Here is a 23,457-nt window from a genome sequence, read left to right as displayed (position 1 = left end):
CCCCCGGGGAGTGCGCCGCCTTCCATGAAGCTCGTCATCCAAATCCCGTGCTACAACGAAGCGGAGTCGCTGCCGCACGCGATGCCGCAGCTGCCGCGCGAAGTCGCCGGCTGCGACGTCGTCGAATGGCTGATCGTCGACGACGGCTCCAGTGACGACACGGCCGCGGTCGCGCGCTCCCTCGGCGCCGACCGGGTCGTGCGCCATCCGGTGAATCGTGGCCTGGCCGCCGCGTTCATGACCGGGCTGGACGCCGCGGTCGCCGGCGGCGCGGACATCATCGTCAACACCGACGCCGACAACCAGTACGACGCGCGCGACATCGAGACGCTGGTGCGGCCGATCATCGAGGGCCGCGCGGAAATGGTGATCGGCGCGCGCCCGATCGCCGAGACCGAACACTTCTCGTGGTTGAAGAAGCGCCTGCAGGAAGTGGGCAGCTGGGTCGTGCGCTTGGCCAGCAACACCGAGGTCGTCGACGCGCCGAGCGGCTTCCGTGCATTCACGCGCGAGGCCGCGCAGCGGCTCAACGTGTTCAGCGCCTACACCTACACGCTGGAGACGATCATCCAGGCCGGGCACAGCAACATCCGCGTGCTGTCGGTGCCGATCCGCACGAATCCGGATCTGCGTCCGTCGCGCCTGGTCAAGAGCATCGGCCGCTACGTCTGGCGTTCGGCCACGACCATCGTGCGCATCTTCGCCACCTACCGGCCGCTGGTGTTCTTTTCGCTGATCGCCTCGTTCTTCCTGTTGCTCGGCTTCGGTTTCGGCGGCTGGTATCTGGCGCACAAGTTCGCCGGCGACGGCGCCGGCCACGTGCAATCGGCCCTGCTCGCGGCGGCCTCGATCACGATCGGGCTGATCGCGCTGATGCTCGGCTTCGTCGCCGACCTGCTCGGCGTCAACCGCCGCCTGCTCGAAGGCATCGACTGGCGCGTGCGGCAGCTCGAGGACGTGCTGCACTCCGCGCCGCCCGAGGCGGGATCGGGCACGGCGGAGCGACTGCAATGAACGATCATGCCCAGCCGGCCGGCAACTACTACGACAAATACCGCACGGCCAATCCGATCGCGCGGCGGCTGATGCAGGGCTTCCTCGACGCTTTCGACGGCCTTGCCGCGCGCGTGCCGGTGTCCAATGCGCTGGAAATCGGCTGCGGTGAAGGAGAGCTGTCGATCCGGCTCGTGCGGCGCGGTTTCCGCGTGCGCGGCTGCGACATCTCCGCCGAGATCGTCGACGAGGCGCGCTCGCGCGCGGCGCAGGCCGGCGCGGAGGCGACGTTCTGGACGCAGCCGATCGAGACCATCGACGTGGCGCACGAAGCCGCTCCCTTCGTGGTCTGCTGCGAGGTGCTGGAGCATCTGGACGATCCGCAGCTCGGCGTCGACATTCTCGCCCGGCTCGCGCAGCCCTATCTGTTGACGAGCGTTCCGCGCGAGCCCTTGTGGCGCGTGCTGAACATGGCGCGCGGCAAGTATCTCGGTGCGCTGGGCAACACGCCCGGACATCTCAACCATTGGAGCCGGCGGGGCTTTCTCGAACTGCTCGCAGGGCGCTTCGACGTCGTCGAAGTGCGCACGCCGCTGCCGTGGACCATGGCGTTGTGTCGCCGGCGCTGAAGCGCGCGGCCGGTCTCGCCGGCGCGGTACTGTGCGTGATCGCGGCGGCCTTGCTGCTCCGGCGCGGTTTCCAGCTCGGCGACGTGCTGGTCGAGCGCCTGACGAAGATCTCCGTCCCCGCCTTCGGCGCCGCGCTCGTCCTCTACGGCATCGGTGCCGCCGCGCTCGGTTTCGCCTGGGTCCTGCTCGCACGAGCGGCGGCTGCGTCGCCGGTGCACGCAAGACCGCTGTTCGTCGCGCACCTGCGTTCGCAGCTGGCGAAGTACCTGCCGGGGAACGTCTTCCACTTCGCGTACCGGCACGTCGCCGCACGCCGCGAAGGACTCGGCCATCGCGCGCTCGGCGGCGCGCTGGCATTCGAATCGATTCTGCTCGTCGCCGCGGCGGCGACGCTCGCTTCCGGGGTCGCCGCCGATCCGCGACTGGAGTCGGTGACGCCGTGGCTGCGCTGGGTAGTACGCGCGGCGCCTCTGGTGGCGATTGCCGTCGCTCTTGCCGGCGCCTTCGCGATGCGCCGGTTCGGTTCGGCCGATGCGCGCGTGTCACGAACCCTGTCGGCATTCGCGATGGTATTCACGATCGACGTGGGTTTTTTCCTGCTCGCCGCTTCCGCGCTGCGCCTGCTCTGCGCGCAACCCGATCTGCTGCCGTTCGCGGCCTGGTGCGGCTGGCTCGCGCTGGCGTGGATCGCGGGCTACGTGACGCCGGGAGCACCGGGAGGGCTCGGCCTGCGCGAGGCGGTGCTGGTTCTGGGCCTGGGGCCGGTGCTCGGCGAAGCGGAGGCGCTCGCCATCGCGTTCGCCTATCGTCTGGTTACGATCGGTGCGGATGCCTTGCTGGCGGGGATCGGTTTCGGTCTGCGCGACCGCGCGGAAACCTCCGCGTGAAGATCGTCGCCTAGCGAGACGCGAGCTTCCGCGCCTCGGCCAGATAACGCCGATGCAGGTCGGCGACCTGCGCATCCAGGTCGGACAGGGCACCGTCGTTGTCGACGACGTCATCGGCGATCGCGAGCCGCCGTTCGCGGCTTGCCTGCGCGTCGAGCATCGCGTCGGCGAGTTGCGGCGTGATGCCGTCCCTCGCGATCAATCGCTCGCGTTGCGTTTCGCGCGGCACGTCGACGACGAGCACGCGGTCGATCCAGTCGTAGCCGTCGCTCTCGGTGAGCAGGGGAATCGCCAGCAGGACGTAGGGGCCGGTGCTTCGCTGTGCGCGCTCGCGCAAGGTGGAGCGGACGCGCGGATGCAGGATCGCCTCCAGCCGGCGGCGTGCGGTCGGGTCGGCGAACACTCGCTCGCGCATCTTGCGGCGATCGAGCGCGCCGCTCGCGTCGAGCACGTCGGCGCCGAATGCGGTAGCGATCTCGTCCAGGGACGGCTGGCCCGGCGCGACGAGTTCGCGCGCGACCCGGTCGGCGTCGATCACTTCGACGCCGAGCTTCTCGAAACGTTCGGCCACAGCCGACTTGCCGCTGGCGATGCCGCCGGTCAGCGCGACGACGTAAGGAGGGGCGTGCATCGCGCGAGTATACGGCTGCGTCGCGCGGTGCAGCCGGCCGTTTTCATTGCATCCCGAACAGGTTCGCGTAGAAGCCGCCGAGCCGGTCGCCGAACACGAACCAGGCCCAGCCGGCCGCGGCGATGAAGGGACCGAAGGGGATCGGCGTGCTGCGATCCTGGCCGCGCAGCGCGAGCAGCAGTCCGCCGACGACGGCGCCGACCAGGGCGGAGAGCAGGATGATCGGCAGCAGGGCTGTGGCGCCCATCCATGCACCGAGCGCGCCGAGCAGCTTGAAGTCGCCGTAGCCCATGCCTTCCTTGCCGGTCGCGAGCTTGAACAGCCAGAACACGGACCAGAGGCTCAGATAGCCGATCGCGGCTCCCACGATCGCGGCCGAGGGCGTCACGAACACAGGCACGAGCGAGAGCAGCAGGCCGAGCCAGAGCAGGGGCAGGGTCAGCTGGTCGGGCAGCAATTGCGTGCGCGCATCGATGCCGGACGCTGCAATCAGGATCCAGCTGAAGACCAGTCCGGCCGCCAGCGGCCAGCCGAAGCCGAACTTCCAGGCGATCGCGGCCGAAGCGAGCGCGGTGAGCAGTTCCACCAAGGGGTACTGCCAGGAAATCGGCGCTTTGCAGTAGCGGCAGCGGCCGCGTAGCGCGAGCCAGCTGAGCAGCGGAATGTTGTCGAGCGCCGACAGCTTGTGCTTGCACTGCGGGCAGTGCGAGCCGGTGAAGACGAGATCGGGCGGCGGCTGCGCGACCTCGCCTTCCGTGCCGAGCAGTTCGCGCGCCTGCTGCTGCCATTCGTGTTCCAGCCGGCGTGGCAGGCGCAGGATGACGACGTTCAAAAAGCTGCCGACCAGCAGGCCGAGCAGGCCGGTCAGCGGAATCAGAAGCGCCGCTTCGTGCAGCCAGTCCAGATCGATCATTCGCGCGGATCAGCCCACGACCGAACCGAGCTTGAAGATCGGCAGGTACATGCCGACGACCATGCTGCCCACGATCAGGCCGATGATGACCATGATCATCGGTTCGAGCAGGCTCGACAGGGCGTCGACGGCGTTGTTGACCTCGGTCTCGAAGAACTCGGCGATCTTGAACAGCATCGTGTCGAGCGCACCGGCCTCCTCGCCGATCGCGACCATCTGCACGACCATGTTCGGAAACAGGCTGGTTTGGCGCATCGCCAGCTGCAGCTGGTGACCGACCGCGACATCCTCACGGACGCGCTTGACCGCGTCGTTATAGACGACGCTGCCGGTGGCATTGGCGACCGAGTCCAGCGCCTCGACCAGCGGTACGCCGGCGCGGAAGGTCACGCCCAGAGTGCGAGAGAAACGGGCGATCGCGGACTGGCGCAGAATCTGGCCGACGACGGGGATTTTCAGAAGAGCGCGTCCGATGAAATGTGCGAACTTGTCGGAGCGTTTGTAGAGCATGACCAGACCGAAGATCGTACCGACGACAATCAGCAGCACCATCCACCAATACGACACCATGAATCGAGACATGCTGACCAGCAATTGCGTAAAGGCCGGCAGGTCGGCGCCGAAGTTTCTAAACACCGTTTCGAATTGTGGAATCACGAATATCAGCAGAATGGAGGCGACGATCAGCGCCACAGCTAGCACAGCGGCCGGATAGAACATCGCCTTCTTGATCTTGCCCTTGATGTTCTCAATGTTTTCCTTGTAGGTCGCGATCGTGTCGAGCACGGTATCCAGCACGCCAGCCGACTCACCAGCGCGGACGAGGTTTCGATACAGCTCGTCGAACTGTACCGGATACTTGCCGAGCGCCTCGTTCAAGGCAGAGCCGCCTTCGATCTCGGTCTTGATGTCCGTCAGCATGTCCTTCATGCGCGGATTGGCCTGGCCGCCGGCAACGATCTCGAAACCCTGCACCATCGGCACGCCAGCGGCCATCATCGTCGCCAGCTGGCGACTGAAAATCGCGATGTCGCGCCCTTTGATCGTGCTGCCCGCCTTGCCGAACAACGGCTTCGCCTTCGGCTTGACCACCTGCGGATTGATGCCGTTCTTGCGCAGGTCGGCTTTTACCAAATTGGCGTTCTTGCTCAGCTGCTCGCCCTTGATCTTGGTGCCGCGCCTGTCGATACCGACCCAGGTGAAGGTCTGCAGTTCGCTCACTTGCGCACGCTGCTTGCCGCGCTGAGTGGTAGCGGCTTTCGTCTTCAGGGCGGTGGCGGTGGCCATGACTTAGTCCTTGGTGACGCGATTGATTTCGGTGAGGCTGACGACACCCTGCTTGACCTTCCACAAGGCCGAGGTGCGCAGGTCGCGGATGCCGTCCAGCTTCGCCTGTTCGGCGATCTTCAACGCGCTGCCGCCCGCGAGGACGATTTTCTGGATCTCCTCGCTCATCGGCATCACCTGATAGAGCCCTGTCCGCCCTTTATACCCTTCATTGCAGCCGGAACAACCGACTGCGTCGAAGATCTGTAAGCCGGCGTCGATTTCGGCCTGACTGAAGCCTTCGGCGAGCAAAGCTGCTGCCGGAAGCGGTAGCGGCTTCTTGCATTCGTGCAGGCGGCGAGCCAAGCGTTGGGCGATGACCAGGGTCACCGACGAAGTGATGTTGTAGGGAGCGATGCCCATGTTCATCAGGCGCGCGATAGTCTGCGAGGCATCGTTGGTGTGCAGGGTCGAGAGAACCATGTGGCCGGTCTGCGCAGCCTTGATCGCGATCTCCGCAGTTTCCAGGTCGCGGATTTCGCCAACCATGATCACGTCCGGATCCTGGCGCAGGAACGAACGCAACGCGGCGGCGAAGGTCATGCCGCGCTTGGTGTTCTGCTGTACCTGGTTCACGCCGGGAAGACGGATTTCGACCGGATCCTCGACCGTCGAAATGTTGCGGCCTTCGGTATTGAGGATGTTCAGCGCGGTATACAGAGATACCGTCTTGCCCGAACCTGTCGGTCCGGTCACCAGCACCATGCCGTACGGCTTCTCGATCGCATCGAGGAACAATGCCTTCTGATCTTCCTCGTAGCCGAGCTTCTCGATGCCCATCTTCGCGGCGGAGCCGTCGAGAATGCGCAGTACGATCTTCTCGCCGAACAGGGTCGGACAAGTGCTGACTCGGAAATCGACCGACTTGGTCTTCGAGAGGTTGAGCTTGATGCGCCCATCCTGCGGAACACGACGTTCTGCGATGTCGAGCCCGCTCATGACCTTCAGACGCGAAGCGATGCGGGCGTTCAGTTTGACCGGTGGAGCGGCTACTGCGCGTAGCATGCCATCCATGCGGAAACGTACGCGGAACGCAGTTTCATAGGGTTCGAAATGTATGTCAGAAGCGCCGCGCTTGATGGCATCCACTAGTACTTTGTTGACGAACTTGACGACGGGCGCATCGTCTGCAGCGCTAGCGTCGACACCGCCGGCGTCTCCGTCATCATTGACCATTCCAAGATCAAGATTTTCAAGACCTTCCGCGTCATCAAGTCCTGAAATTGCGGGGCCTGCAGCATTGAGGGCCTGCTCGATGGCGCGCTCGAGTTGTTCGGCATCAACGAGAATGGGTTCGATCAGATGATTCGACTGGAATTTAATCTCGTCCAATGCGCGCAAGTTCGTCGGATCGGACACACCGACGAACAGGCGATTGCCGCGCTTGAAAAGAGGAAGGACCTTGTGCCGGGTGACGAGTTCCTCACGAACAACTTGTATAGGCGCTTGGCTGAGATCGAGTGCCCCAATGTCGAGTAGTGGCACGCCGAACTCGGCTGACGAAGCAAGCGCAATCTGGCTACTTGAAACAAGCCCGCTTTCAGCGAGCCATGCGCCAAGAGGTATCTTCTGTTGGATTGCCGCTTCCGATGCTGTCCGGGCATCGTTCTCGCTCAACACTCCCTCGGCTACGAGCCGCCGAGTAATACCGGAAAGACCTGGCAGGGGAACTGCGTTCATAGAAACGGGTCCAGTAAGACTCGCGTATGATGCCATGCATCGGCCACTTCCTCGGAGCTCAAGGGCTGCCGAGGGTAGGAATCCAATGGCTCCAATGAAGAAGGGGGGCATACGCCCCCCTTCTCTAAAGCTACTTCGGATCGTTTCCTGCAGTTGCAGATTAGACGCCCGTGCAGGAGCTCGGGAGGTACTTCTGCGGGATATCGTTGCTATGGCAGTACCACGCGAGCTGGGACGTGGGGATCGTTCCAACGGCCAGCGCAGTGCCGCCAGCAGCCGTGCCCGCGCCGGCGCCGTAGCCGGGCGTGAACAGGACAGTGCCGTTGCCCGCGATGGTGCTGGTCGTGATGGAGATTTCTCCCGTAGCCGCGTCGATGGCGGCAGCGGTGACGTTCGGCGTCGCGGCGAAATCGGTGGCAGGATCGAAACCCTTCGCAAAACCGCCAGATGCCGCATCCGTACCACTCGCGGCATTGTCGGCGACAACGACCTTGAGGCCGTCGGCGAGGACCAGTCCTTCAGACGCTCGCGAGCGAACGGTGTAGTTCTGGTAGGCGGGAAGTGCGATAGCAGCCAAGATCGCAATGATCGCGATGACGATCATCAGTTCGATCAGCGTGAAGCCCTGAGTCTTCTTGACGTTCATGGTGTTTCCTCTCGAGTGTTGAAAACCGGTTTGCCCCTTGGAGCCGCCGACCTTGCAAGGCGGGCCCGCTGTCCGCGATCGCCCGGTACTGGATCGGCGGCTCGCATGAGTCCTACAGCAGCTTCCGTGCCAAGAGGCCTCCCGCGTGTGCGTGACGCGGTTCTCGAATGTGAATGCGATGTGATGAGACCTGCATCGCAGCTCGCGTGAAGACGCGGCGAGGATTGTCAGGGTCTGACATTGTCGTGCGCACAAGTGACAGGTCTGGTTAGAGTTTTTGGGCGGTGCGAAGGTCACCAAGGATCGATCGGAAGAGCATCCAGCACCGTCCCATCGGCAGGATCGAGCAGTACCGTGAGGTCGGCACGACGGCTGGTCAGCGGCAGCCAGACGACACGGTCGGCTTCGCGCCCTGTTTGCCGCAGCCAGGCCTCCAGGGGAGGGCCCGCTTCCGGGTGTTTCGCGTGCAGCGTGGCCAGCGGATGGGCGGCCTTGAGCATTGCAGAAGCGATATCGGCATACGGGACGTAGTGCTTCGGAAACTTCTCGACATCCTTGCCGGCCATTCCGCTGAAAAGCAGGTCATTCCTTTCCTGTCCGCTCGTGGGTAGAACGGCGCCGACCACCTTCGGCCCCGTCCACGATAACGACCGGAACTCCGGCGCGCTCCCCTGGGCAAGGTCCGCCGGGTCGAGATCGTTGGCCGACACCAATACGAACCGATCGACGGCGGCGACGATGAAGGCCGGCCGGGCACGGGTGACGACCGACATGCCGTAGAGGAAGGCGCAGGCCTGCAGCACCGCGATCACGCTGAGGTCGAAGCGCAGCGACTTCTTGCCGGTCTTGAACACGATCAAGGTGAGCAGCGGGCCGAGCACGACGTCGACGCCGAGCAGCAGCAATACCAGTTCCGTGGCCCCCGCGGCCTTGCCGTACGGCGACGGATACCAGACTCCGAAGATCAGCGCGGCAGCGACCAGGCCGATTGCGGCGCTGATCGAAAGATGGATGGCGGAGGCTTTCCAGCGTGACATGCAGGCCCCTGGCGCAATGCAAGACGCGCGGAATATACGGGAAACGTACGGTCGCAAACCCGGCGCTTCTTCAATCTGCGCGAAGCCGGGCGCCGGCGGGCGATCGCCGCCGCGGCCTCTACTCGATGCCGAGCTTCTCCAGCCGGTAGCGCAGCTGCCTCAGCGTGAGGCCCAGCTGGCGCGCGGCGGCGGTGCGGTTCCAGCGCGTGGCTTCGAGCGCTTTCATGATCGCGGCACGCTCGGTTTCGGCGACGGCCGCGGCGAGATCGTTCGGCAGGCCGCGCAGAGGAGCATCGTCGCCCAGGGCAGCGACCGGCGGGGCAGCGCGGGATTCGGCAGGAGGAGAGGGGATCGAGGAAGGCGCCTGCGGCGTGGGGGTGTTCGCCCAGGTCTCGGCCGCTTCGGCGGCGCCCTGCTCGCGCGGCTGCAGGCGCAGGTCCTCGACGCCGATGCGATTGTTCTCGCACAGCGCGACCGCGCGCTCGAGGATGTTCTCCAGCTCGCGCACGTTGCCGGGGAAGTCGTAGCCGAGCAGGACCTGCAGGGCTTCGGGCGCGAGCCGTGCCGGGTCGCCGCCGCCGTCGTGCGCGAGGCGCTCGAGCATGCGTCCGGCGAGTTGCGGGATGTCCTCGCGGCGCTCGCGCAGCGGCGGCACGCGCAGCTCGATCACGTTGATGCGGTAGAAGAGGTCCTGCCGGAACGCGCCGAGTTCGACCAGCCGCGCGAGATTCTTGTGCGTGGCCGACAGGATGCGCACGTCGACGCCGATCTCGGCGCGCGCGCCGATCGGGCGTACGGCCTTTTCCTGGATCACGCGCAGCAGCTTCACCTGCATGTGCATCGGCAGTTCGGCGACTTCGTCGAGGAACAGGGTGCCCCCCTGGGCGGCGTGGAACAGGCCGTCCTTGTCCGCGTGCGCGCCGGTGAAGCTGCCCTTCCGGTGGCCGAAGAACTCGCTTTCCATCAGTTCCGACGGAATCGCGCCGCAGTTCACCGGCACGAACGGAGCGCTCGCACGCGGCCCCAGTTCGTGGATCAGCCGCGCGACGAGTTCCTTGCCGGTGCCCGACTCGCCTGCCACGTAGACCGGGGCCTGGCTGCGCGCGACTTTCCCGATCGTCGCGCGCAGCTGGTTCATCGGTGCGGAATCGCCGATCAGCTTGGAGCTGCTCGCGGTCTGCTCGCTGCGCTTCTCCTCCGACAGCTTGAGGGCGGTCTGCACCAGCCGGCGCAGCACGTTGATGTCGACCGGCTTGGACACGAAGTCGAAGGCCCCGGCCTTTAGCGCGTCGACGGCGGCGTCGACGTTGCCGTAGGCGGTGATCATGGCCACCGGCGTTTCCGGATACTGCGCGGCGATCAGCGCGATGATCTCCTGGCCGGTGCCGTCGGGCAGGCGCATGTCGGTGAAGCACAGGGCGTAGCGGCGTTCCCCCAGGCGCTGGCGCGCTTCGGAGACCGTCGCGGCCGTGTCGACGATCAGATCCATGCGGCCCAGGGTCAGCGTCAGCAGTTCGCGGATATCGCGTTCGTCGTCGATGACGAGGGCGTAGTGCTTGCTCATGCCGGGTGGTTCGGGGCTCAGGGTGCGCACAAGCGTAGAGCGTGACGCGCGTCAAGGCAAAGCGGCGCGGGCTCGCGGGTGGGGCGAGCGGGACCGGCTCAGCCGGCGATCCGTGCGGTCAGCAGCGATCCGGCGGGGGCCAGCGTGATGCGGAAGCAGGCGCCGCCGCCGGCCACCGGCACGTATTCCAGCGAGGCCTGGCTGGCCTCGGCCATCTGCTTGGCGAGGTACAGGCCCAGGCCGGTTCCGTACTCGTGCGTCGTGTAGAACGGCTCGAAGATGCGCGCGGCCACCTTCGGCGGGATGCCGGGGCCGCGGTCCACGATCTCGATCAGCGGCGGCCCTTTGTCCGCGGCCACGCGCGTGACCACCGTCACCCGCGCCGGCTGGTTCGGCTGCCGGCCGTAGCGCAACGCGTTCTGCACCAGGTTCCAGGCGACCTGCTGCAGGTGCTGCGGGTCGACCATGGCCTCCAGCCGGCGGTTCTGAGTGACCGCGCGCAGGTGATCGCCGCCGAGGTCGTTGGACTGCTTGTAGTCCTCGACGAAGGCCAGCACCCAGGCGTTGAGGTCGATGCTTTCCGGGCGCGAGCGCTCGCGCCGCGACAGCTGCAGGATGTTCTCCACGACGTCGTTCGCGCGCGTGCAGTGGTTGTTGATGATCTCGACGAGGCGCGTGTCCTCGGCGGTCAGCTTCGGCGATTCCGCCAGCAGCTGCGCCGAGTAGCGGATCGCGGCGAGCGGATTGCGGATCTCGTGCGCGATCGAGGCCGACAGCCGTCCGAGCGAACTGAGCGTGAGTTCCTCCGCGCGGCGCGACAGCAGCGAGGTGTCGTCGAGGAAGATCAGCACGTTGGTGTCGTCATTCGGCGCCAGGCGCGTGAAGCGCGGGATCACCTCGGGCATGTCCGGCGCCAGCGCCACCGCGGTCTGCTCGGTCTTGCCCGAGTGGCGCCAGTGATACAGGCGGCGCGACAGCTCCGGCGCGGCACTGCCAAGCTCGCGCTGGTTCGGCGGCGGGTTGCCGATCAGGTGCCAGGCCGACTCGTTGATGCGCAGGATCGCGTTGCTGGCGTCGACCAGCAGCACGCCGGTCTTCATGCGCTGGATGATCAGTTCGTTGACCTGCTCGAGGTTGAGCAGGTCGACGCCGCGCTTTTCCGCCAGCGCTTCGGTCGCGCGCATGTGCAGGCCGACGTGGCGCAGCAGCAGGGCGACGACGAAGTAGGCGATCACGATCGCCGCGGTCTCCAGCGGCGGCTGCGAGAACGCGGTGTCGAAGAAGTGGCCGTAGAAATAAGGAGCGATGAGACCGAGCGCGGCGATCGTCGAGAACAGGAACGCGCGCCGCGGCAGCAGCAGGGAGGCGATGCCGACGTTGACCAGCACCATCAGCGAGATGGCCTCGTAGCCGGTGATCGAGGCCAGCATCAGCGAGGAGGCGAGGATGTCGATCAGCAGCGCCAGGCTGATGCCGTCGGCCAGTCGCGCGCGCAGGCGGTCGGTTCCGACCAGCAGCGCCAGCGAGACCGCCAGATAGGCGCCGGAGGCCACCTGGCCGAGCAGCGGGTGGGCCAGCTTGATCCACTCGATCGCGTAGGGACTGTACGTCAGCGCGACGTAGACCACCGCCTCGAGGCAGCGGTACAGATTGAAGAAATACAGCTCGCGCCGGGTGATGTCGCCCGGCATGTCGGCGCTGCTGCGTGCTCTGCGGTCTGCGGTCACGGCGTCCCCATGCGGCGGGAGTATAACGAGTGCGCCCGGGGCGAAGCGGGTGCGCGGCACGCCTGCGGCGAAACATTCCCGTCTTTTGATTTCAAACGGGCCTTCCCCGAGAATAGGCGTCCGTTTCGCGGCCGGCGACGTGCCGGCCGCTCTCCGGATTGCGCTTCCGCGGCGCGCTGTCTGCGCCGCCCTTGCGCGTCCCCTTCTCAAGGTGCCTCATGAATTTCCACGAATACCAAGCCAAGGAATTGTTCGCCAGTTACGGCATCGCGGTGCCTCCGGGCAAGGTCGCGGCCACGCCCGACGAGGCCGTCGAAGCGGCCCGCTCGCTCGGTGGCGAGCAGTGGATGGTGAAGGCGCAGATCCACGCCGGCGGCCGCGGCAAGGCCGGCGGCGTCAAGTTCTGCAAGTCGCTCGACGACGTCAAGGCGGCCGCGGCCGGCATGCTCGGCAAGAACATGGAAACCTACCAGTCCGGCGGCCGCGCTCTGCCGGTCAACCTGGTGCTGGTCACCGACGCCAGCGACATCGTCAAGGAGCTGTACCTGTCGATCCTGGTCGACCGCGGCACCAAGGCCGTCTCGTTCATCGCCTCGGCGCAGGGCGGCGTCGACATCGAGCAGGTCGCGCGCGACACCCCGGAAGACATCCACACGCTGGAGATCAACTTCGTCGAGGGCCTGCAGCCGTACCAGTGCCGCAAGCTCGCCTTCGACATGGGCCTGAACGCCAAGCAGGCGAACCAGCTGACCAAGATCATGCTCGGCCTGTACAAGCTGTTCAACGAGCAGGACCTGGCCCTGGTCGAGCTCAATCCGCTGGCGATCGTCGGCAGCGGCGACCTGATGGCGCTGGACGGCAAGGTCAATTCCGACGACAACGCCGAGTTCCGTCATCCCAAGCTCGCCGCGATGCGCGACGAGTCGCAGGAAGATCCGGCCGAAGCCGCCGCGATCAAGAACAACCTCAACTACGTCACGATGGACGGCAACATCGGCTGCATGGTCAACGGCGCCGGCCTCGCCATGGCGACGATGGACGTGATCAAGCTGGCCGGCGGCGAGCCGGCCAACTTCCTCGACGTCGGCGGCGGCGCCACCAAGGAGCGCGTGACGGAAGCGTTCAAGCTGATTCTTTCGTCGGACAAGGTGCGCGCGATCCTGGTCAACATCTTCGGCGGCATCGTGCGCTGCGACCTGATCGCCGAGGGCATCATCGCCGCGGTGAAGGAAGTCGGCCTGACCATTCCGGTCATCGTGCGCCTGCAGGGCACCAACGTGGAGAAGGGCCGCGAGCTGCTCGCGAACTCCGGGCTGGCGATCACGCCCGCCGACGACTTGAACGACGCGGCGCAGAAGGCGGTCGCGTCCGTGAAAGCGGCCGCGTGACCCGAGGCGCAACCCATCCGTCCGACGTCATGCCCGCGCAAGCGGGCATCCATTGACGAGAACGAAGCTGGATTCCCGCCCGCGCGGGAATGACGGCAAGGCAAATTCGAAGGACTAATCCATGAGCGTTTTGGTCAACAAGAACACCAAGGTCATCACCCAGGGCTTCACCGGCCAGCAGGGCACATTCCACTCCGAGCAGGCGCTCGAATACGGCACCAAGCTGGTCGGCGGCGTGACACCGGGCAAGGGCGGCACCGAGCACGTCGGCCTGCCGGTCTACAACACCGTGCTCGACGCGGTGAACGACACCGGCGCCGACGCGTCGATGATCTTCGTGCCGCCGCCGTTCGCGGCCGACGCGATCCTCGAGGCCGCCGACGCCGGCGTGAAGGTCATCGTGGCGATCACCGAAGGCATTCCGGTGCTGGACATGCTGCGCGTGAAGAACGTGCTGAAGAGCTATCCGGACACCGTGCTGATCGGTCCGAACTGCCCCGGCATCATCACGCCGGGCGAGTGCAAGATCGGCATCATGCCCGGCCACATCCACAAGCCGGGCAAGGTCGGCATCGTCTCGCGCTCCGGCACGCTGACGTACGAAGCCGTGTTCCAGACCACCAACGTCGGCCTCGGCCAGTCGACCTGCATCGGCATCGGCGGCGACCCGATCAACGGCCTCAACTTCATCGACTGCCTGAAGCTGTTCCAGGACGACCCGCAGACCGAAGGCATCATCATGGTCGGCGAGATCGGCGGCAGCGCCGAGGAGGAAGCGGCCGAGTTCATCGAGGAATACGTCAAGAAGCCCGTGGTGGCCTTCATCGCCGGCGCCAGCGCGCCCGCGGGCAAGCGCATGGGCCACGCCGGCGCGATCATCTCCGGCGGCAAGGGCACGGCGGCGGCGAAGTTCGCCGCGCTGGAGAAGGCCGGCGTGACGACGGTGAAGTCGCCGGCGGACCTGGGCAAGACGCTGGCCGCGAAGATGAAGTAGGCCGATCGGCGATCGGTCTTCGCAGGGAAAGCCGCGGAGCGATCCGCGGCTTTTTTTTTGCGGCGCTGTTCGTGCGCTCCGGGCACGGGCGGGCCGGCGAAGGACTATCATTGGGGATTCCCGCTGCCGTCTCGCGCCACATGGCTCCGCTCCGCATCGCTCTCGCCCAGTTCGATTTTCCGGTCGGCGCCGTCGCGCAAAACGCCGAGCGCATCGCCGCATTGATCGCGCAGGCGCGCGACGTGCACGGCGCCGACCTCGTGCTGTTTCCGGAGCTGGCGATCAGCGGCTATCCGCCGGAAGACCTGCTGCTGCGCCCGAGCTTTCTGGCCGAATGCGAGGAAGCGCTGCGGCGGCTGGCGCAGGGCGTGCACGGCATCGTCGCCGTGGTCGGCTGGCCGCAGGCGGCCGGTGCGGTCGTCTACAACGCGGCGAGCGTGCTGCGCGACGGCGCCGTGGCGGCCACCTATCGCAAGCGCGAGCTGCCCAACTACGCGGTGTTCGACGAGCGCCGCTATTTCGAGATCGATCCCGACGGCGGCGCCTGCGTGTTCGACGTCGACGGCGTGGCGGTCGGGCTGGTGATCTGCGAGGACCTGTGGTTCGCCGAACCCCTGGCCGACACCGCGCGCGCCGGCGCCGAGCTGGTGCTGGTGCCCAATGCCTCGCCGTTCGAGCGCGACAAGCACGCGCAGCGCGACGCCCTGCTCGCCATGCGCGTGAAGGAAACCGGCGCCGCGCTGGCCTATCTCAACGTCGTCGGCGGCCAGGACGCGCTGGTCTTCGACGGCGCTTCGGTGCTGGCCGACGGCGACGGACACATCCATCCCGCCGCGCGCGCCTTCGAGGATCATTGGCTGGTCGCCGACTACGACCGCTCGACGCGCAAGTTCGCGCCGGTGAGCTGGCCCGCCGATGGCGACGAGAGCCGCGAGGCGCTGGCGTGGCGCGCGGTGGTGCGCGGCACGCGCGACTATTGCGAGAAGAACGGCTTCTCGAAGGTCTGGATCGGCCTCTCCGGCGGCATCGATTCGGCCCTGGTGCTGGCGATCGCCGTCGACGCGCTCGGCGCGCAGAACGTCACCGGCGTGCGCCTGCCGTCGCGCTACACCTCGGGCCTGAGCAACGACCTTGCCGAACGGCAGGCGCGTGCAGCCGGAGTGGAGATCCTGACGATTCCGATCGAGGCGCCGTTCCGCGGCTTCGTCGAGGCGCTGGCGCCCGCGTTCGCCGGGCGCGAGGTCGACGCGACCGAGGAGAACCTGCAGTCGCGATGCCGCGGCGCGATCCTGATGGCGCTGTCGAACAAGTACGGCGGCCTGCTGCTGACCACCGGCAACAAGAGCGAGTACGCGGTCGGCTACGCGACGATCTACGGCGACATGTGCGGCGGCTACGCGCCGATCAAGGACCTGTACAAGACCGAGGTCTACGCCCTGGCGGCGTGGCGCAACACGGTCGGCGGCGCGCCGGTGATCCCGGTCGAGGTCATCGAGCGGGCGCCCTCGGCGGAGCTGCGCGAGAACCAGACCGACCAGGACTCGCTGCCGCCCTACGACACGCTCGACGCGATCCTCTACCGCTACGTCGATCAGGAGCAGTCGCGCGACGACATCGTCCGCGCCGGCTTCGACGCGCATACCGTCGATCGGGTGCTGCGCCTGGTCCGCATCAGCGAGTGGAAGCGGCATCAGGCCGCGCCGGGTCCGAAGATCTCGCACCGCGCGTTCGGGCGCGAGCGGCGCTATCCGATCACGTCGGGCTGGCGATAGGGAACGGCGCTGCCGGCACCGTTCCCGCAGGCGCCGGATCCAGGGCTTTTCGATGGATGCCCGCGTCCGCGGGCATCACGCCAAGGAGTTCCGTCGGAACGTCGAAGGCCGTCGCGCCGGGCGCGCAGCAGCCGCGCGGCGCGGGAAAAGTCCGAAGCGCTTCTAGCTGCGGTTCATCAGCGGAATCATCTTCCACCAGTTCGAGCGGTAGTTCGGCCAGTCGCCGCGCAGGAACGGGTGGTCCGGATAGTTCAGCTTGAGCACGCCCTCGGCGTCGTCGGCGAGCTTGTCCTGGCCGAGCTTGCGATAGCTTTCGACCATGATCGCCAGCGCGTCGCCCGCCTGCGGCGTCTGCGGATAGGTCTCGATGATCGACTTGGCGCGGTTGGCCGCGGCGACGTAGGCGTTGCGCTTGAGGTAGAAGAACGCGATGTGCAGGTCGGCCTGCGCCATCTCGTTGCGCAGGTAGATCATGCGCTGGCGGCTGTCGGCGGCGTAGCGGCTCTGCGGGTAGCGGCTGATCAGCGAGCTGAAGTCGTCGAAGGACTGGCGCTGGAAGGCCTGGTCGCGCCGGGTCATGTCCTGGCCGATGTGGCGCTCGAGGAAGCCGGCCGAGCGGTTGAAGTTGATCAGGCCGCGCAGGTAGTAGGCGTAGTCGATGTGCTTGTTGGTCGGATACGTCTTGATGAAGCGGTTGACCGACGAGTACGCCTCCTCGGGCTTGTCCGCCTTGTACTGGACGTAGCCGAGGTTGAGCTGCGCCTGCTCGGTGTAGGGGCCGAACGGGAAGCGCGAGATCAGGCGCTGGTAGACGCGCTCGGCGCCGTCGTAGTTGCCGCCTTCGAGCAGCTCGGTGCCGCGCTGGTAGACCTGCTCCACCGGCAGCGTGTCGGCGGCGTCGCCTTTCTTCTTGCCGCGGTTGAACAGCGAGCAGCCGGCGAGGGCCGCGAGCAGCACGATCAGCGCGAGGCGCAGGACGAAGCGGAGATTTCGGGAAACTCGCATGCGGGCGGCAGGCTCTGCGATGATGGGGAATGAAATGGAACGGTCGCGCCGCGTGGCGCGGAGTCGAGGCCGCTGGCAACGCGTTCCACCGAACCGCCGGGCGGGTCGGCGCCGGCTTCAAACGACGATCATAACCCGAACGCCGTTCGCGCTGGAAACGCGCCAGCGGCAGGATTTTCCGATGAATGACCCCGAATCCCACCTGAACGCCGCGGTGCCGGTCGAAATGGCCGGCCGCCGCTTCGACCAGGTCCTGGCGGAACTGTTTCCGGACTACTCGCGCTCGCGCCTGACCACCTGGATCAAGTCCGGCGACGCCCGGCTCGACGGCGCCACCGTGGCGCCGCGCCATCTCGTGCGCGGCGGCGAGGCGGTCGCGCTGCGCGTGCGCACCGAGCGCGAGGTCGGCGCCGAGCCGGAGGCGATCGCGCTCGACATTCGCCACGAGGACGCCGACGTGCTGGTGGTCAACAAGCCGCCCGGCCTGGTCGTGCACCCGGGTGCGGGCAATCCGGCCGGAACCCTGCAGAACGCGCTGCTGCACCACGATCCGAAGCTGGCCGGGATCCCGCGCGCCGGCATCGTGCACCGGCTCGACAAGGACACCTCGGGCCTGATGGTGGTGGCGCGCACCATGCGCGCGCACACCTCGCTGGTCGAGCAGCTGTCCGCGCGTGACGTGCACCGGCAGTACGCCGCGATCGTCTACGGCGCGATGATCGCCGGCGGCCGCGTCGACGCCCCGATCGGCCGCCATCCGCACGACCGCCTCAAGCAGGCGGTGCGCGAGGACGGCCGCGAGGCGGTCACCCACTACCGCGTGCGCGAGCGGTTCCGCGCGATGACCCTGGTCGAGTGCCGGCTCGAAACCGGGCGCACGCACCAGATCCGCGTGCACATGGCGCACGTGAAGCATCCGCTGATCGGCGATCCGCAGTACGGCGGCCTGCTCAAGCTGCCCAAGGGCGCCACGCCGCAGCTCGTCGAGGCGCTGCGCGCCTTCCGCCGCCAGGCGCTGCACGCGGAGAAGCTGGAATTCCTGCATCCCAGGAGCGGCAAGTCGATCGCGGTGGAAGCCGAGCGGCCGGCCGACATGGAGGCGCTGCTCGCGGCGCTGCGCGCGGACACGCGCGAGCACGCGCGCTGACGGCCGGCCTGGGGATGAGCGAAATCGAACGCGAGGCGCCGGCGATCCTCAGCGAGGCCGACCGGGTCGTTCCGGACTGGCCGGCGCCGCCGGCCATCCGCGCGGTCGCCACCACGCGGCGCATGCCCGGGAGTTCGGCGCCGCCGTTCGACGCCTTCAACCTCGGCGCGCGCTGCGGCGACGATCCGGCCGCCGTCGCGGCAAACCGGGTGGCCCTGGTCGAAGCGCTGCAGCTGCCTTCGCGGCCGTGCTGGCTGCGCCAGGTCCACGGCGTGGACGTGTTTGACGCCGACCTCGGCGGGCCGGGCGAGGAAGGCGCCGCCGACGCGGCGGTATCGCGCAGCGGCCGGTCGGTGCTGGCGATCCTGACCGCCGACTGCCTGCCGATCCTGTTCTGCAGCGCCGACGGCGCCGCGTTCGCCGCGGCCCACGCGGGCTGGCGCGGCCTCGCCGCCGGCGTCGTCGAGGCGACGATCGCGCGTCTGGGCGTGCCGCCGGCGGAATTGCTGGTCTGGCTGGGACCGGCCATCGGTGCGCGCTCGTACGAGGTCGGCGAGGAAGTGCACGCTGCCTTCGTCGACGCCGACGCCGGCGCGGCGGAAGCCTTCGCCGCGACCCGGCCGGGCCACTGGCACTGCGATCTCTACGCGCTGGCGCGCCGCCGGCTCGCCGCGGCGGGTGTCGGGAAGGTGTACGGCGGCGGCTTCGACACGTATGCGGACGCGCGCTTCTACTCCTACCGGCGCGATCGCCAGACCGGTCGTTTCGCGACCCTGATCTGGCGCGCCTGAGCGGCCGCGGCCTGCCGCGGCCCGTCAGCCGGCGTCGGAGAAGACGGCGCGGCGGCGCGCGCGGCTTTCGTCGTCGAAGTCCTTGGTGACGTATCCGCTGGCCGAGGGGGCGAGCGATCCGCTGGCATCCGGCGGTGCGCCTTCGGCGGCCTGCCTGGGCACGACCACGAAATGGCTGTCGAACAGGTTGCGCAGCAATCCGTCGAGAACCCGGCGCTGCTCCTGCGCGAGCGGGCCGTCGAGCGTGATCACGTTGCCTTCGATCTCGAGTTTCGCGCCCGAGGCCTTGAGCAGTTCGGGCAGCAGCGCGATCAGCGAGTCGAGCCAGGGGGCCGGCTTGGTGTTCGCGTCGATCGTCACGCTGCCGCTGACGCGGCCGGCACCGGCGGCATCGCCCAGCGCGTCGGCCAGGCGGTTGCGGTCCCCGGCCGAACCGAGCCGCCCGGAATAGCGGATCCGGCCGCCGTCGCTGGACAGCGACAGCATCGGTTCGGCCGTCGGCGCCGGAACGCCCTGCACGGACGCGACGCGGCCCGGTACCGGCGGGGCCAGGGCGTCCGGAGCCCGGTACAGCACGCAGTGCCCGAGCGCCAGCAGCACCGCGAGCAGCAGCGCCCATTTCACCCAGCCCAGGCCGGGGGCGAGGCTGACGTGCGCCTGCGTGCCGGCGGCCCGCTGCGTGGCCAGCCTCCATTCGCCGACGCGGTTGAAGTCGTTCATGTATTGGCCGACCGCTTTCGGCGCGCGCGTGGGCAGCTGGCCGTTCTGGGTCAGCGTGCCGATCAGCTTCGGCAGCATCGTCACTGCGGCATCCAGGGTCGGTCCGCGCGCGGCACCGAGCCGGCTGGCCAGTTCGGAAATCGCTTCGGGACCGAGCACGCTCTCCAGCTGGCGCGGCTCGATCGGCTTCGGCTGGGCGTTGCCGATCCAGGACGCGAACAGGTCGCCCGCGCCGTGGCGGCGGAACTTCGCAAGCAGTCCGGCGATGCCGCCGTTGCGCTCGTCGAAGACGATGGACAGCAGGGCCCCGAGCAGCCCACGCGCCCGCTCGCCGAGTCCGAAGCGCTCGGCGGCGTCGCGGATCAATGCGTCGAACATGCGAACCTCCTTCAGGCGTCGCGGCAGACGGTCGCAGGCCGTGCCGGCCGGCGGCGAAACACCGCGATGCGGGCGCAGTCTAGGGCTCCGCACGCGGCACATTGCGAACGTTTGCGTCGCGATTGGAAAACATTGGCAACCTTGAAGCGGCGCCCCGCGCGACCTACCTTGGATCCATTCCAGCCGGGGTCGGAGCGGGGGTTCCAGGCGATTGGGCGACGTGCCGGACCGGCGCGTCGCAAGCATCGCCGCGAACCGCAACGGCCCGGTCTTGCAAGCATTCGACGAGGATCATCCGATGCGAACGGACAAACTGACTTCGCGTTTCCAGCAGGCGCTCGCCGATGCGCAGAGCCTGGCGGTGGGGCGCGACCACAACATGATGGAACCGGTGCACCTGCTCGCCGCGCTGCTCGACCAGCAGGGCGGCTCGACCGTGCCGCTGCTGGCGCAGGCCGGCGTCAACGTGCCCGCGCTGCGCACGCGCGTGGGGCAGCAGCTCGACCGCCTGCCGAAGGTCGCCGGGCAGGAAGGGCACGTGAACGTGTCCAACGACCTCAACCGCCTGCTCAACCTCACCGACAAGCTGGCGCAGCAGCGCGGCGACGCGTTCATCGCGTCGGAGCTGTTCGTGCTCGCCGCGCTCGACGACAAGGGCGAGGTCGGCGAGGCGCTGAAGGCGGCCGGCGCGAAGAAGGCGGCCATCGAGGCGGCGATCGAGAAGATGCGCGGAGGCGAGAAGGTGCAGTCGGAAAACGCCGAAGACCAGCGCCAGGCGCTGGAGAAGTACACCATCGACCTGACCGCACGCTCGGAGAAGGGCAAGCTCGATCCGGTCATCGGCCGCGATGAAGAGATTCGCCGCGTGATCCAGGTGCTGCAGCGGCGCACCAAGAACAATCCGGTGCTGATCGGCGAGCCCGGCGTCGGCAAGACCGCGATCGTCGAGGGCCTCGCGCAGCGCATCGTCAACGGCGAGGTGCCCGAGGGCCTGCGCGACAAGCGCGTGCTTTCGCTCGACATGGGCGCGCTGATCGCCGGCGCGAAGTTCCGCGGCGAGTTCGAAGAGCGCCTGAAGGGCGTGCTCAACGACCTGGCCAAGCAGGAAGGCCAGATCATCCTGTTCATCGACGAGCTGCACACGATGGTCGGCGCCGGCAAGGCCGAGGGCGCGATGGACGCCGGCAACATGCTCAAGCCCGCGCTCGCGCGCGGCGAGCTGCACTGCATCGGCGCAACCACGCTCGACGAGTACCGCAAGTACATCGAGAAGGACGCCGCGCTCGAGCGCCGCTTCCAGAAGGTGTTCGTCGGCGAGCCGAGCGTGGAGGACACCATCGCGATCCTGCGCGGCCTGAAGGAGAAGTACGCCGTGCATCACGGCGTGGAGATCACCGATCCGGCGATCGTCGCCGCGGCGACCCTGTCCAACCGCTACATCCCCGACCGCCAGCTGCCGGACAAGGCCATCGACCTGATGGACGAGGCCGCCTCGCGCATCCGCATGGAGATCGACTCCAAGCCGGAGGAGCTCGACCGCAAGGAGCGCCGCCTGATCCAGCTGAAGATCCAGCGCGAGGCGTTGAAGAAGGAGAAGGACGCCGAATCCAAGCAGCGCCTGGCCGATCTGGAGACGGAGATCGGCACGCTCGAGCGCGAGTATTCCGATCTCGAGGAAGTGTGGAAGTCCGAGAAGGCCACCCTGCAGGGCGCGACCCGGATCAAGGAGCAGATCGAGGCCGCGCGGCTGGACCTGGAGGCCGCGCAGCGCCGGCAGGACTACGCCAAGATGAGCGAGATCCAGTACGGCACGATTCCCGAACTGGAAAAGCAGCTCAAGGCCGCGCAGGAAGCCGAGACCAAGGGCTTCACCCTGTTGCAGGACAAGGTCACCGCCGAGGAGATCGCCGAAGTCGTCGCGCGCTGGACCGGCATTCCGGTCAGCAAGATGCTCGAAGGCGAGCGCGAGAAACTGCTGCGCATGGAAGAGGTGCTGCACAAGCGCGTGGTCGGCCAGAACGAGGCCGTGCGCGCGGTCAGCGACGCGATCCGCCGCTCGCGCGCGGGCCTGTCCGACCCGAACCGGCCGAACGGCTCGTTCCTGTTCTTAGGTCCCACCGGCGTCGGCAAGACCGAGCTGTGCAAGGCGCTGGCCGAATTCCTGTTCGACTCGGCCGATGCGATGGTGCGCATCGACATGAGCGAGTTCATGGAAAAGCACTCGGTCAGCCGCCTGATCGGCGCGCCGCCGGGCTACGTCGGCTACGAGGAGGGCGGCTACCTGACTGAGGCGGTGCGGCGGCGTCCGTACAGCGTGATCCTGCTCGACGAGGTCGAGAAGGCGCATCACGACGTGTTCAACATCCTGCTGCAGGTGCTCGACGACGGCCGCCTGACCGACGGCCAGGGCCGCACGGTCGATTTCCGCAACACGGTCATCGTGATGACCTCAAACCTCGGCTCGCAGTACGTGCAGGACATGGTTGATCAAGGCCGCGCCGACGGCGACGACGAGGAGGACTACACGAAGATGAAGGCCGCCGTGATGGGCGTCGTGCAGGCGCACTTCCGGCCGGAATTCATCAACCGCCTCGACGAGATCGTCGTGTTCCGCGCGCTCGACAAGAAGCAGATCCGCGCGATCGCGCGCATCCAGACCGAGTACCTGGCCAGGCGCCTGGCCGAGCGGCAGCTGAAGCTGGAGCTGTCGGACAAGGCGCTCGACCTGCTGGGCAACATCGGCTTCGATCCGGTCTACGGCGCGCGGCCGCTCAAGCGCGCGATCCAGCAGCAGCTGGAGAATCCGCTGGCGAAGCAGATCCTCGAAGGCCGGTTCCAGCCGGGCGATGCGGTGCGCGTGGATGCCGAAGGCGGGCATCTGGTGTTCGCGCGCCGTTGAGGCCGGCTCAGCACCGGCCAGGCGCGTGATCGCGATGCGCTGAACAACGGCGTCACGCCCGCGAAAGCGGACATCCGTCGTGCCTGGCCGTGCTGGAATCAACATGGATTCCCGCGTTCGCGGGCATGGCGTCGGAACCTCGCCGGAGCGCCACGCGGGCCGGCGCCCCTTGGGTATTCGCACGCTGTTGAGGAAGACGCGGCGTCCGCGACGTGCGTGATCGCGGCGCGCCAAAATGACGTCATGCCCACGAAAGCGGGCATCCATCGTGCTTGGCGGTGCCGGAAGCCATGCGGATGACCAGCCTTCCGCTGTCGGTAGGTACCGCCG

At 67.4% G+C, this 23,457-nt stretch carries 19 protein-coding genes; 9 read left to right on the top strand and 10 right to left on the bottom strand.

The annotated features are described in order from the left end of the window. Positions 1-24: 24 nt before the first annotated feature. The 3 genes from ACFO6Q_RS03755 to ACFO6Q_RS03745 are packed head-to-tail and all read left to right on the top strand — an operon-like array spanning position 25 to position 2,509. Positions 25-1,014 carry a glycosyltransferase family 2 protein gene (locus tag ACFO6Q_RS03755; RefSeq protein WP_380019182.1) on the top strand — a complete coding sequence of 330 codons (990 nt, stop codon included), beginning with the start codon at positions 25-27 and terminating at the stop codon, positions 1,012-1,014. Continuing rightward, positions 1,011-1,622 carry a class I SAM-dependent methyltransferase gene (locus ACFO6Q_RS03750; RefSeq protein WP_380019181.1) on the top strand — a complete coding sequence of 204 codons (612 nt, stop codon included), beginning with the start codon at positions 1,011-1,013 and terminating at the stop codon, positions 1,620-1,622. Before ACFO6Q_RS03755 ends, ACFO6Q_RS03750 begins: the two co-directional genes overlap by 4 nt. Beyond that, on the top strand, positions 1,592-2,509 hold the full coding sequence (locus ACFO6Q_RS03745; RefSeq protein WP_380019180.1) for a hypothetical protein: 918 nt from the start codon (positions 1,592-1,594) through the stop codon (positions 2,507-2,509). The genes ACFO6Q_RS03750 and ACFO6Q_RS03745 overlap by 31 nt, the downstream gene beginning before the upstream one ends. A gap of 10 nt (positions 2,510-2,519) precedes the next feature. Here the strand turns inward: ACFO6Q_RS03745 and coaE are convergent, their stop codons facing one another. The 8 genes from coaE to ACFO6Q_RS03705 all read right to left on the bottom strand — a co-directional run bounded on the left by coaE (position 2,520) and on the right by ACFO6Q_RS03705 (position 11,997). Further along, on the bottom strand, positions 2,520-3,140 hold the full coding sequence (gene coaE, locus ACFO6Q_RS03740; RefSeq protein ID WP_380019179.1) for a dephospho-CoA kinase: 621 nt from the start codon (positions 3,138-3,140) through the stop codon (positions 2,520-2,522). Positions 3,141-3,183: 43 nt separating this feature from the next. Further along, a complete protein-coding gene (locus ACFO6Q_RS03735) occupies positions 3,184-4,053 on the bottom strand; it encodes a prepilin peptidase (RefSeq protein ID WP_380019178.1) in 870 nt (289 codons plus the stop codon). A gap of 9 nt (positions 4,054-4,062) precedes the next feature. Continuing rightward, complete coding sequence (locus tag ACFO6Q_RS03730) at positions 4,063-5,340, bottom strand: type II secretion system F family protein (protein WP_380019177.1); 1,278 nt, start codon at positions 5,338-5,340, stop codon at positions 4,063-4,065. 3 nt (positions 5,341-5,343) lie between these two features. Continuing rightward, the gene (gene pilB / locus ACFO6Q_RS03725) at positions 5,344-7,059 is read right to left on the bottom strand and encodes a type IV-A pilus assembly ATPase PilB (RefSeq protein ID WP_417323379.1); all 1,716 of its coding nucleotides are present in this window, start codon (positions 7,057-7,059) and stop codon (positions 5,344-5,346) included. Between the two features lie 160 nt (positions 7,060-7,219). Continuing rightward, positions 7,220-7,705 carry a pilin gene (locus ACFO6Q_RS03720; RefSeq protein WP_380019175.1) on the bottom strand — a complete coding sequence of 162 codons (486 nt, stop codon included), beginning with the start codon at positions 7,703-7,705 and terminating at the stop codon, positions 7,220-7,222. Positions 7,706-7,998: 293 nt separating this feature from the next. After that, positions 7,999-8,742, bottom strand: coding sequence for a TfpX/TfpZ family type IV pilin accessory protein (gene tfpZ / locus ACFO6Q_RS03715; RefSeq protein WP_380019174.1), 744 nt, complete (start codon positions 8,740-8,742; stop codon positions 7,999-8,001). Positions 8,743-8,860: 118 nt separating this feature from the next. After that, positions 8,861-10,306, bottom strand: coding sequence for a sigma-54-dependent transcriptional regulator (locus tag ACFO6Q_RS03710; RefSeq protein ID WP_380019173.1), 1,446 nt, complete (start codon positions 10,304-10,306; stop codon positions 8,861-8,863). Between the two features lie 98 nt (positions 10,307-10,404). Further along, complete coding sequence (locus ACFO6Q_RS03705; protein ID WP_380019172.1) at positions 10,405-11,997, bottom strand: sensor histidine kinase; 1,593 nt, start codon at positions 11,995-11,997, stop codon at positions 10,405-10,407. Between the two features lie 254 nt (positions 11,998-12,251). On the opposite strand from ACFO6Q_RS03705, the gene sucC reads away from it, so the two are divergent. From sucC to ACFO6Q_RS03690, 3 genes are all read left to right on the top strand, one after another. After that, positions 12,252-13,421 carry an ADP-forming succinate--CoA ligase subunit beta gene (gene sucC, locus ACFO6Q_RS03700; RefSeq protein ID WP_380019171.1) on the top strand — a complete coding sequence of 390 codons (1,170 nt, stop codon included), beginning with the start codon at positions 12,252-12,254 and terminating at the stop codon, positions 13,419-13,421. 121 nt (positions 13,422-13,542) lie between these two features. Next, on the top strand, positions 13,543-14,415 hold the full coding sequence (gene sucD, locus ACFO6Q_RS03695) for a succinate--CoA ligase subunit alpha (RefSeq protein ID WP_380019170.1): 873 nt from the start codon (positions 13,543-13,545) through the stop codon (positions 14,413-14,415). A 140-nt stretch (positions 14,416-14,555) separates the two neighbouring features. Further along, the gene (locus tag ACFO6Q_RS03690) at positions 14,556-16,187 is read left to right on the top strand and encodes an NAD+ synthase (protein ID WP_380019169.1); all 1,632 of its coding nucleotides are present in this window, start codon (positions 14,556-14,558) and stop codon (positions 16,185-16,187) included. A gap of 162 nt (positions 16,188-16,349) precedes the next feature. On the opposite strand, the gene ACFO6Q_RS03685 is transcribed toward ACFO6Q_RS03690, so the two are convergent. Then, positions 16,350-17,192, bottom strand: coding sequence for an outer membrane protein assembly factor BamD (locus ACFO6Q_RS03685; RefSeq protein WP_380019167.1), 843 nt, complete (start codon positions 17,190-17,192; stop codon positions 16,350-16,352). 181 nt (positions 17,193-17,373) lie between these two features. Here ACFO6Q_RS03685 and rluD point away from each other — a divergent pair, with 181 nt between their 5' ends. Continuing rightward, complete coding sequence (gene rluD, locus ACFO6Q_RS03680) at positions 17,374-18,339, top strand: 23S rRNA pseudouridine(1911/1915/1917) synthase RluD (RefSeq protein WP_380019166.1); 966 nt, start codon at positions 17,374-17,376, stop codon at positions 18,337-18,339. Between the two features lie 14 nt (positions 18,340-18,353). Then, positions 18,354-19,130: a peptidoglycan editing factor PgeF gene (gene pgeF, locus ACFO6Q_RS03675; protein ID WP_380019165.1), complete on the top strand. Its 777-nt coding sequence runs from the start codon at positions 18,354-18,356 to the stop codon at positions 19,128-19,130. A gap of 24 nt (positions 19,131-19,154) precedes the next feature. Here the strand turns inward: pgeF and ACFO6Q_RS03670 are convergent, their stop codons facing one another. Further along, positions 19,155-20,228 carry a YidB family protein gene (locus ACFO6Q_RS03670; protein ID WP_380019164.1) on the bottom strand — a complete coding sequence of 358 codons (1,074 nt, stop codon included), beginning with the start codon at positions 20,226-20,228 and terminating at the stop codon, positions 19,155-19,157. A gap of 298 nt (positions 20,229-20,526) precedes the next feature. Between ACFO6Q_RS03670 and clpB the strand changes: the two genes are divergently transcribed. Beyond that, positions 20,527-23,127, top strand: a complete 2,601-nt coding sequence (gene clpB / locus ACFO6Q_RS03665) for an ATP-dependent chaperone ClpB (protein ID WP_380019163.1) — start codon at positions 20,527-20,529, stop codon at positions 23,125-23,127. Positions 23,128-23,457: the final 330 nt, after the last annotated feature.

This window comes from Dokdonella ginsengisoli (assembly GCF_042652785.1).
In the GTDB taxonomy this organism is placed as follows: domain Bacteria; phylum Pseudomonadota; class Gammaproteobacteria; order Xanthomonadales; family Rhodanobacteraceae; genus Dokdonella_A; species Dokdonella_A ginsengisoli.
The sequence above is the reverse complement of the archived record's forward strand: the minus strand, read 5'-3'. Positions and strand labels throughout refer to the sequence as shown.

Coding starts and splice junctions, on each gene's coding strand:
- ACFO6Q_RS03755 (WP_380019182.1), top strand. CDS start 25: ATGAAGCTCGTCATCCAAATCCCGTGCTACAACGAAGCGGAGTCGCTG.
- ACFO6Q_RS03750 (WP_380019181.1), top strand. CDS start 1,011: ATGAACGATCATGCCCAGCCGGCCGGCAACTACTACGACAAATACCGC.
- coaE (WP_380019179.1), bottom strand. CDS start 3,140: ATGCACGCCCCTCCTTACGTCGTCGCGCTGACCGGCGGCATCGCCAGC.
- ACFO6Q_RS03735 (WP_380019178.1), bottom strand. CDS start 4,053: ATGATCGATCTGGACTGGCTGCACGAAGCGGCGCTTCTGATTCCGCTG.
- ACFO6Q_RS03730 (WP_380019177.1), bottom strand. CDS start 5,340: ATGGCCACCGCCACCGCCCTGAAGACGAAAGCCGCTACCACTCAGCGC.
- pilB (WP_417323379.1), bottom strand. CDS start 7,059: ATGAACGCAGTTCCCCTGCCAGGTCTTTCCGGTATTACTCGGCGGCTC.
- ACFO6Q_RS03720 (WP_380019175.1), bottom strand. CDS start 7,705: ATGAACGTCAAGAAGACTCAGGGCTTCACGCTGATCGAACTGATGATC.
- tfpZ (WP_380019174.1), bottom strand. CDS start 8,742: ATGTCACGCTGGAAAGCCTCCGCCATCCATCTTTCGATCAGCGCCGCA.
- ACFO6Q_RS03710 (WP_380019173.1), bottom strand. CDS start 10,306: ATGAGCAAGCACTACGCCCTCGTCATCGACGACGAACGCGATATCCGC.
- ACFO6Q_RS03705 (WP_380019172.1), bottom strand. CDS start 11,997: ATGCCGGGCGACATCACCCGGCGCGAGCTGTATTTCTTCAATCTGTAC.
- sucC (WP_380019171.1), top strand. CDS start 12,252: ATGAATTTCCACGAATACCAAGCCAAGGAATTGTTCGCCAGTTACGGC.
- sucD (WP_380019170.1), top strand. CDS start 13,543: ATGAGCGTTTTGGTCAACAAGAACACCAAGGTCATCACCCAGGGCTTC.
- ACFO6Q_RS03690 (WP_380019169.1), top strand. CDS start 14,556: ATGGCTCCGCTCCGCATCGCTCTCGCCCAGTTCGATTTTCCGGTCGGC.
- ACFO6Q_RS03685 (WP_380019167.1), bottom strand. CDS start 17,192: ATGCGAGTTTCCCGAAATCTCCGCTTCGTCCTGCGCCTCGCGCTGATC.
- rluD (WP_380019166.1), top strand. CDS start 17,374: ATGAATGACCCCGAATCCCACCTGAACGCCGCGGTGCCGGTCGAAATG.
- pgeF (WP_380019165.1), top strand. CDS start 18,354: ATGAGCGAAATCGAACGCGAGGCGCCGGCGATCCTCAGCGAGGCCGAC.
- ACFO6Q_RS03670 (WP_380019164.1), bottom strand. CDS start 20,228: ATGTTCGACGCATTGATCCGCGACGCCGCCGAGCGCTTCGGACTCGGC.
- clpB (WP_380019163.1), top strand. CDS start 20,527: ATGCGAACGGACAAACTGACTTCGCGTTTCCAGCAGGCGCTCGCCGAT.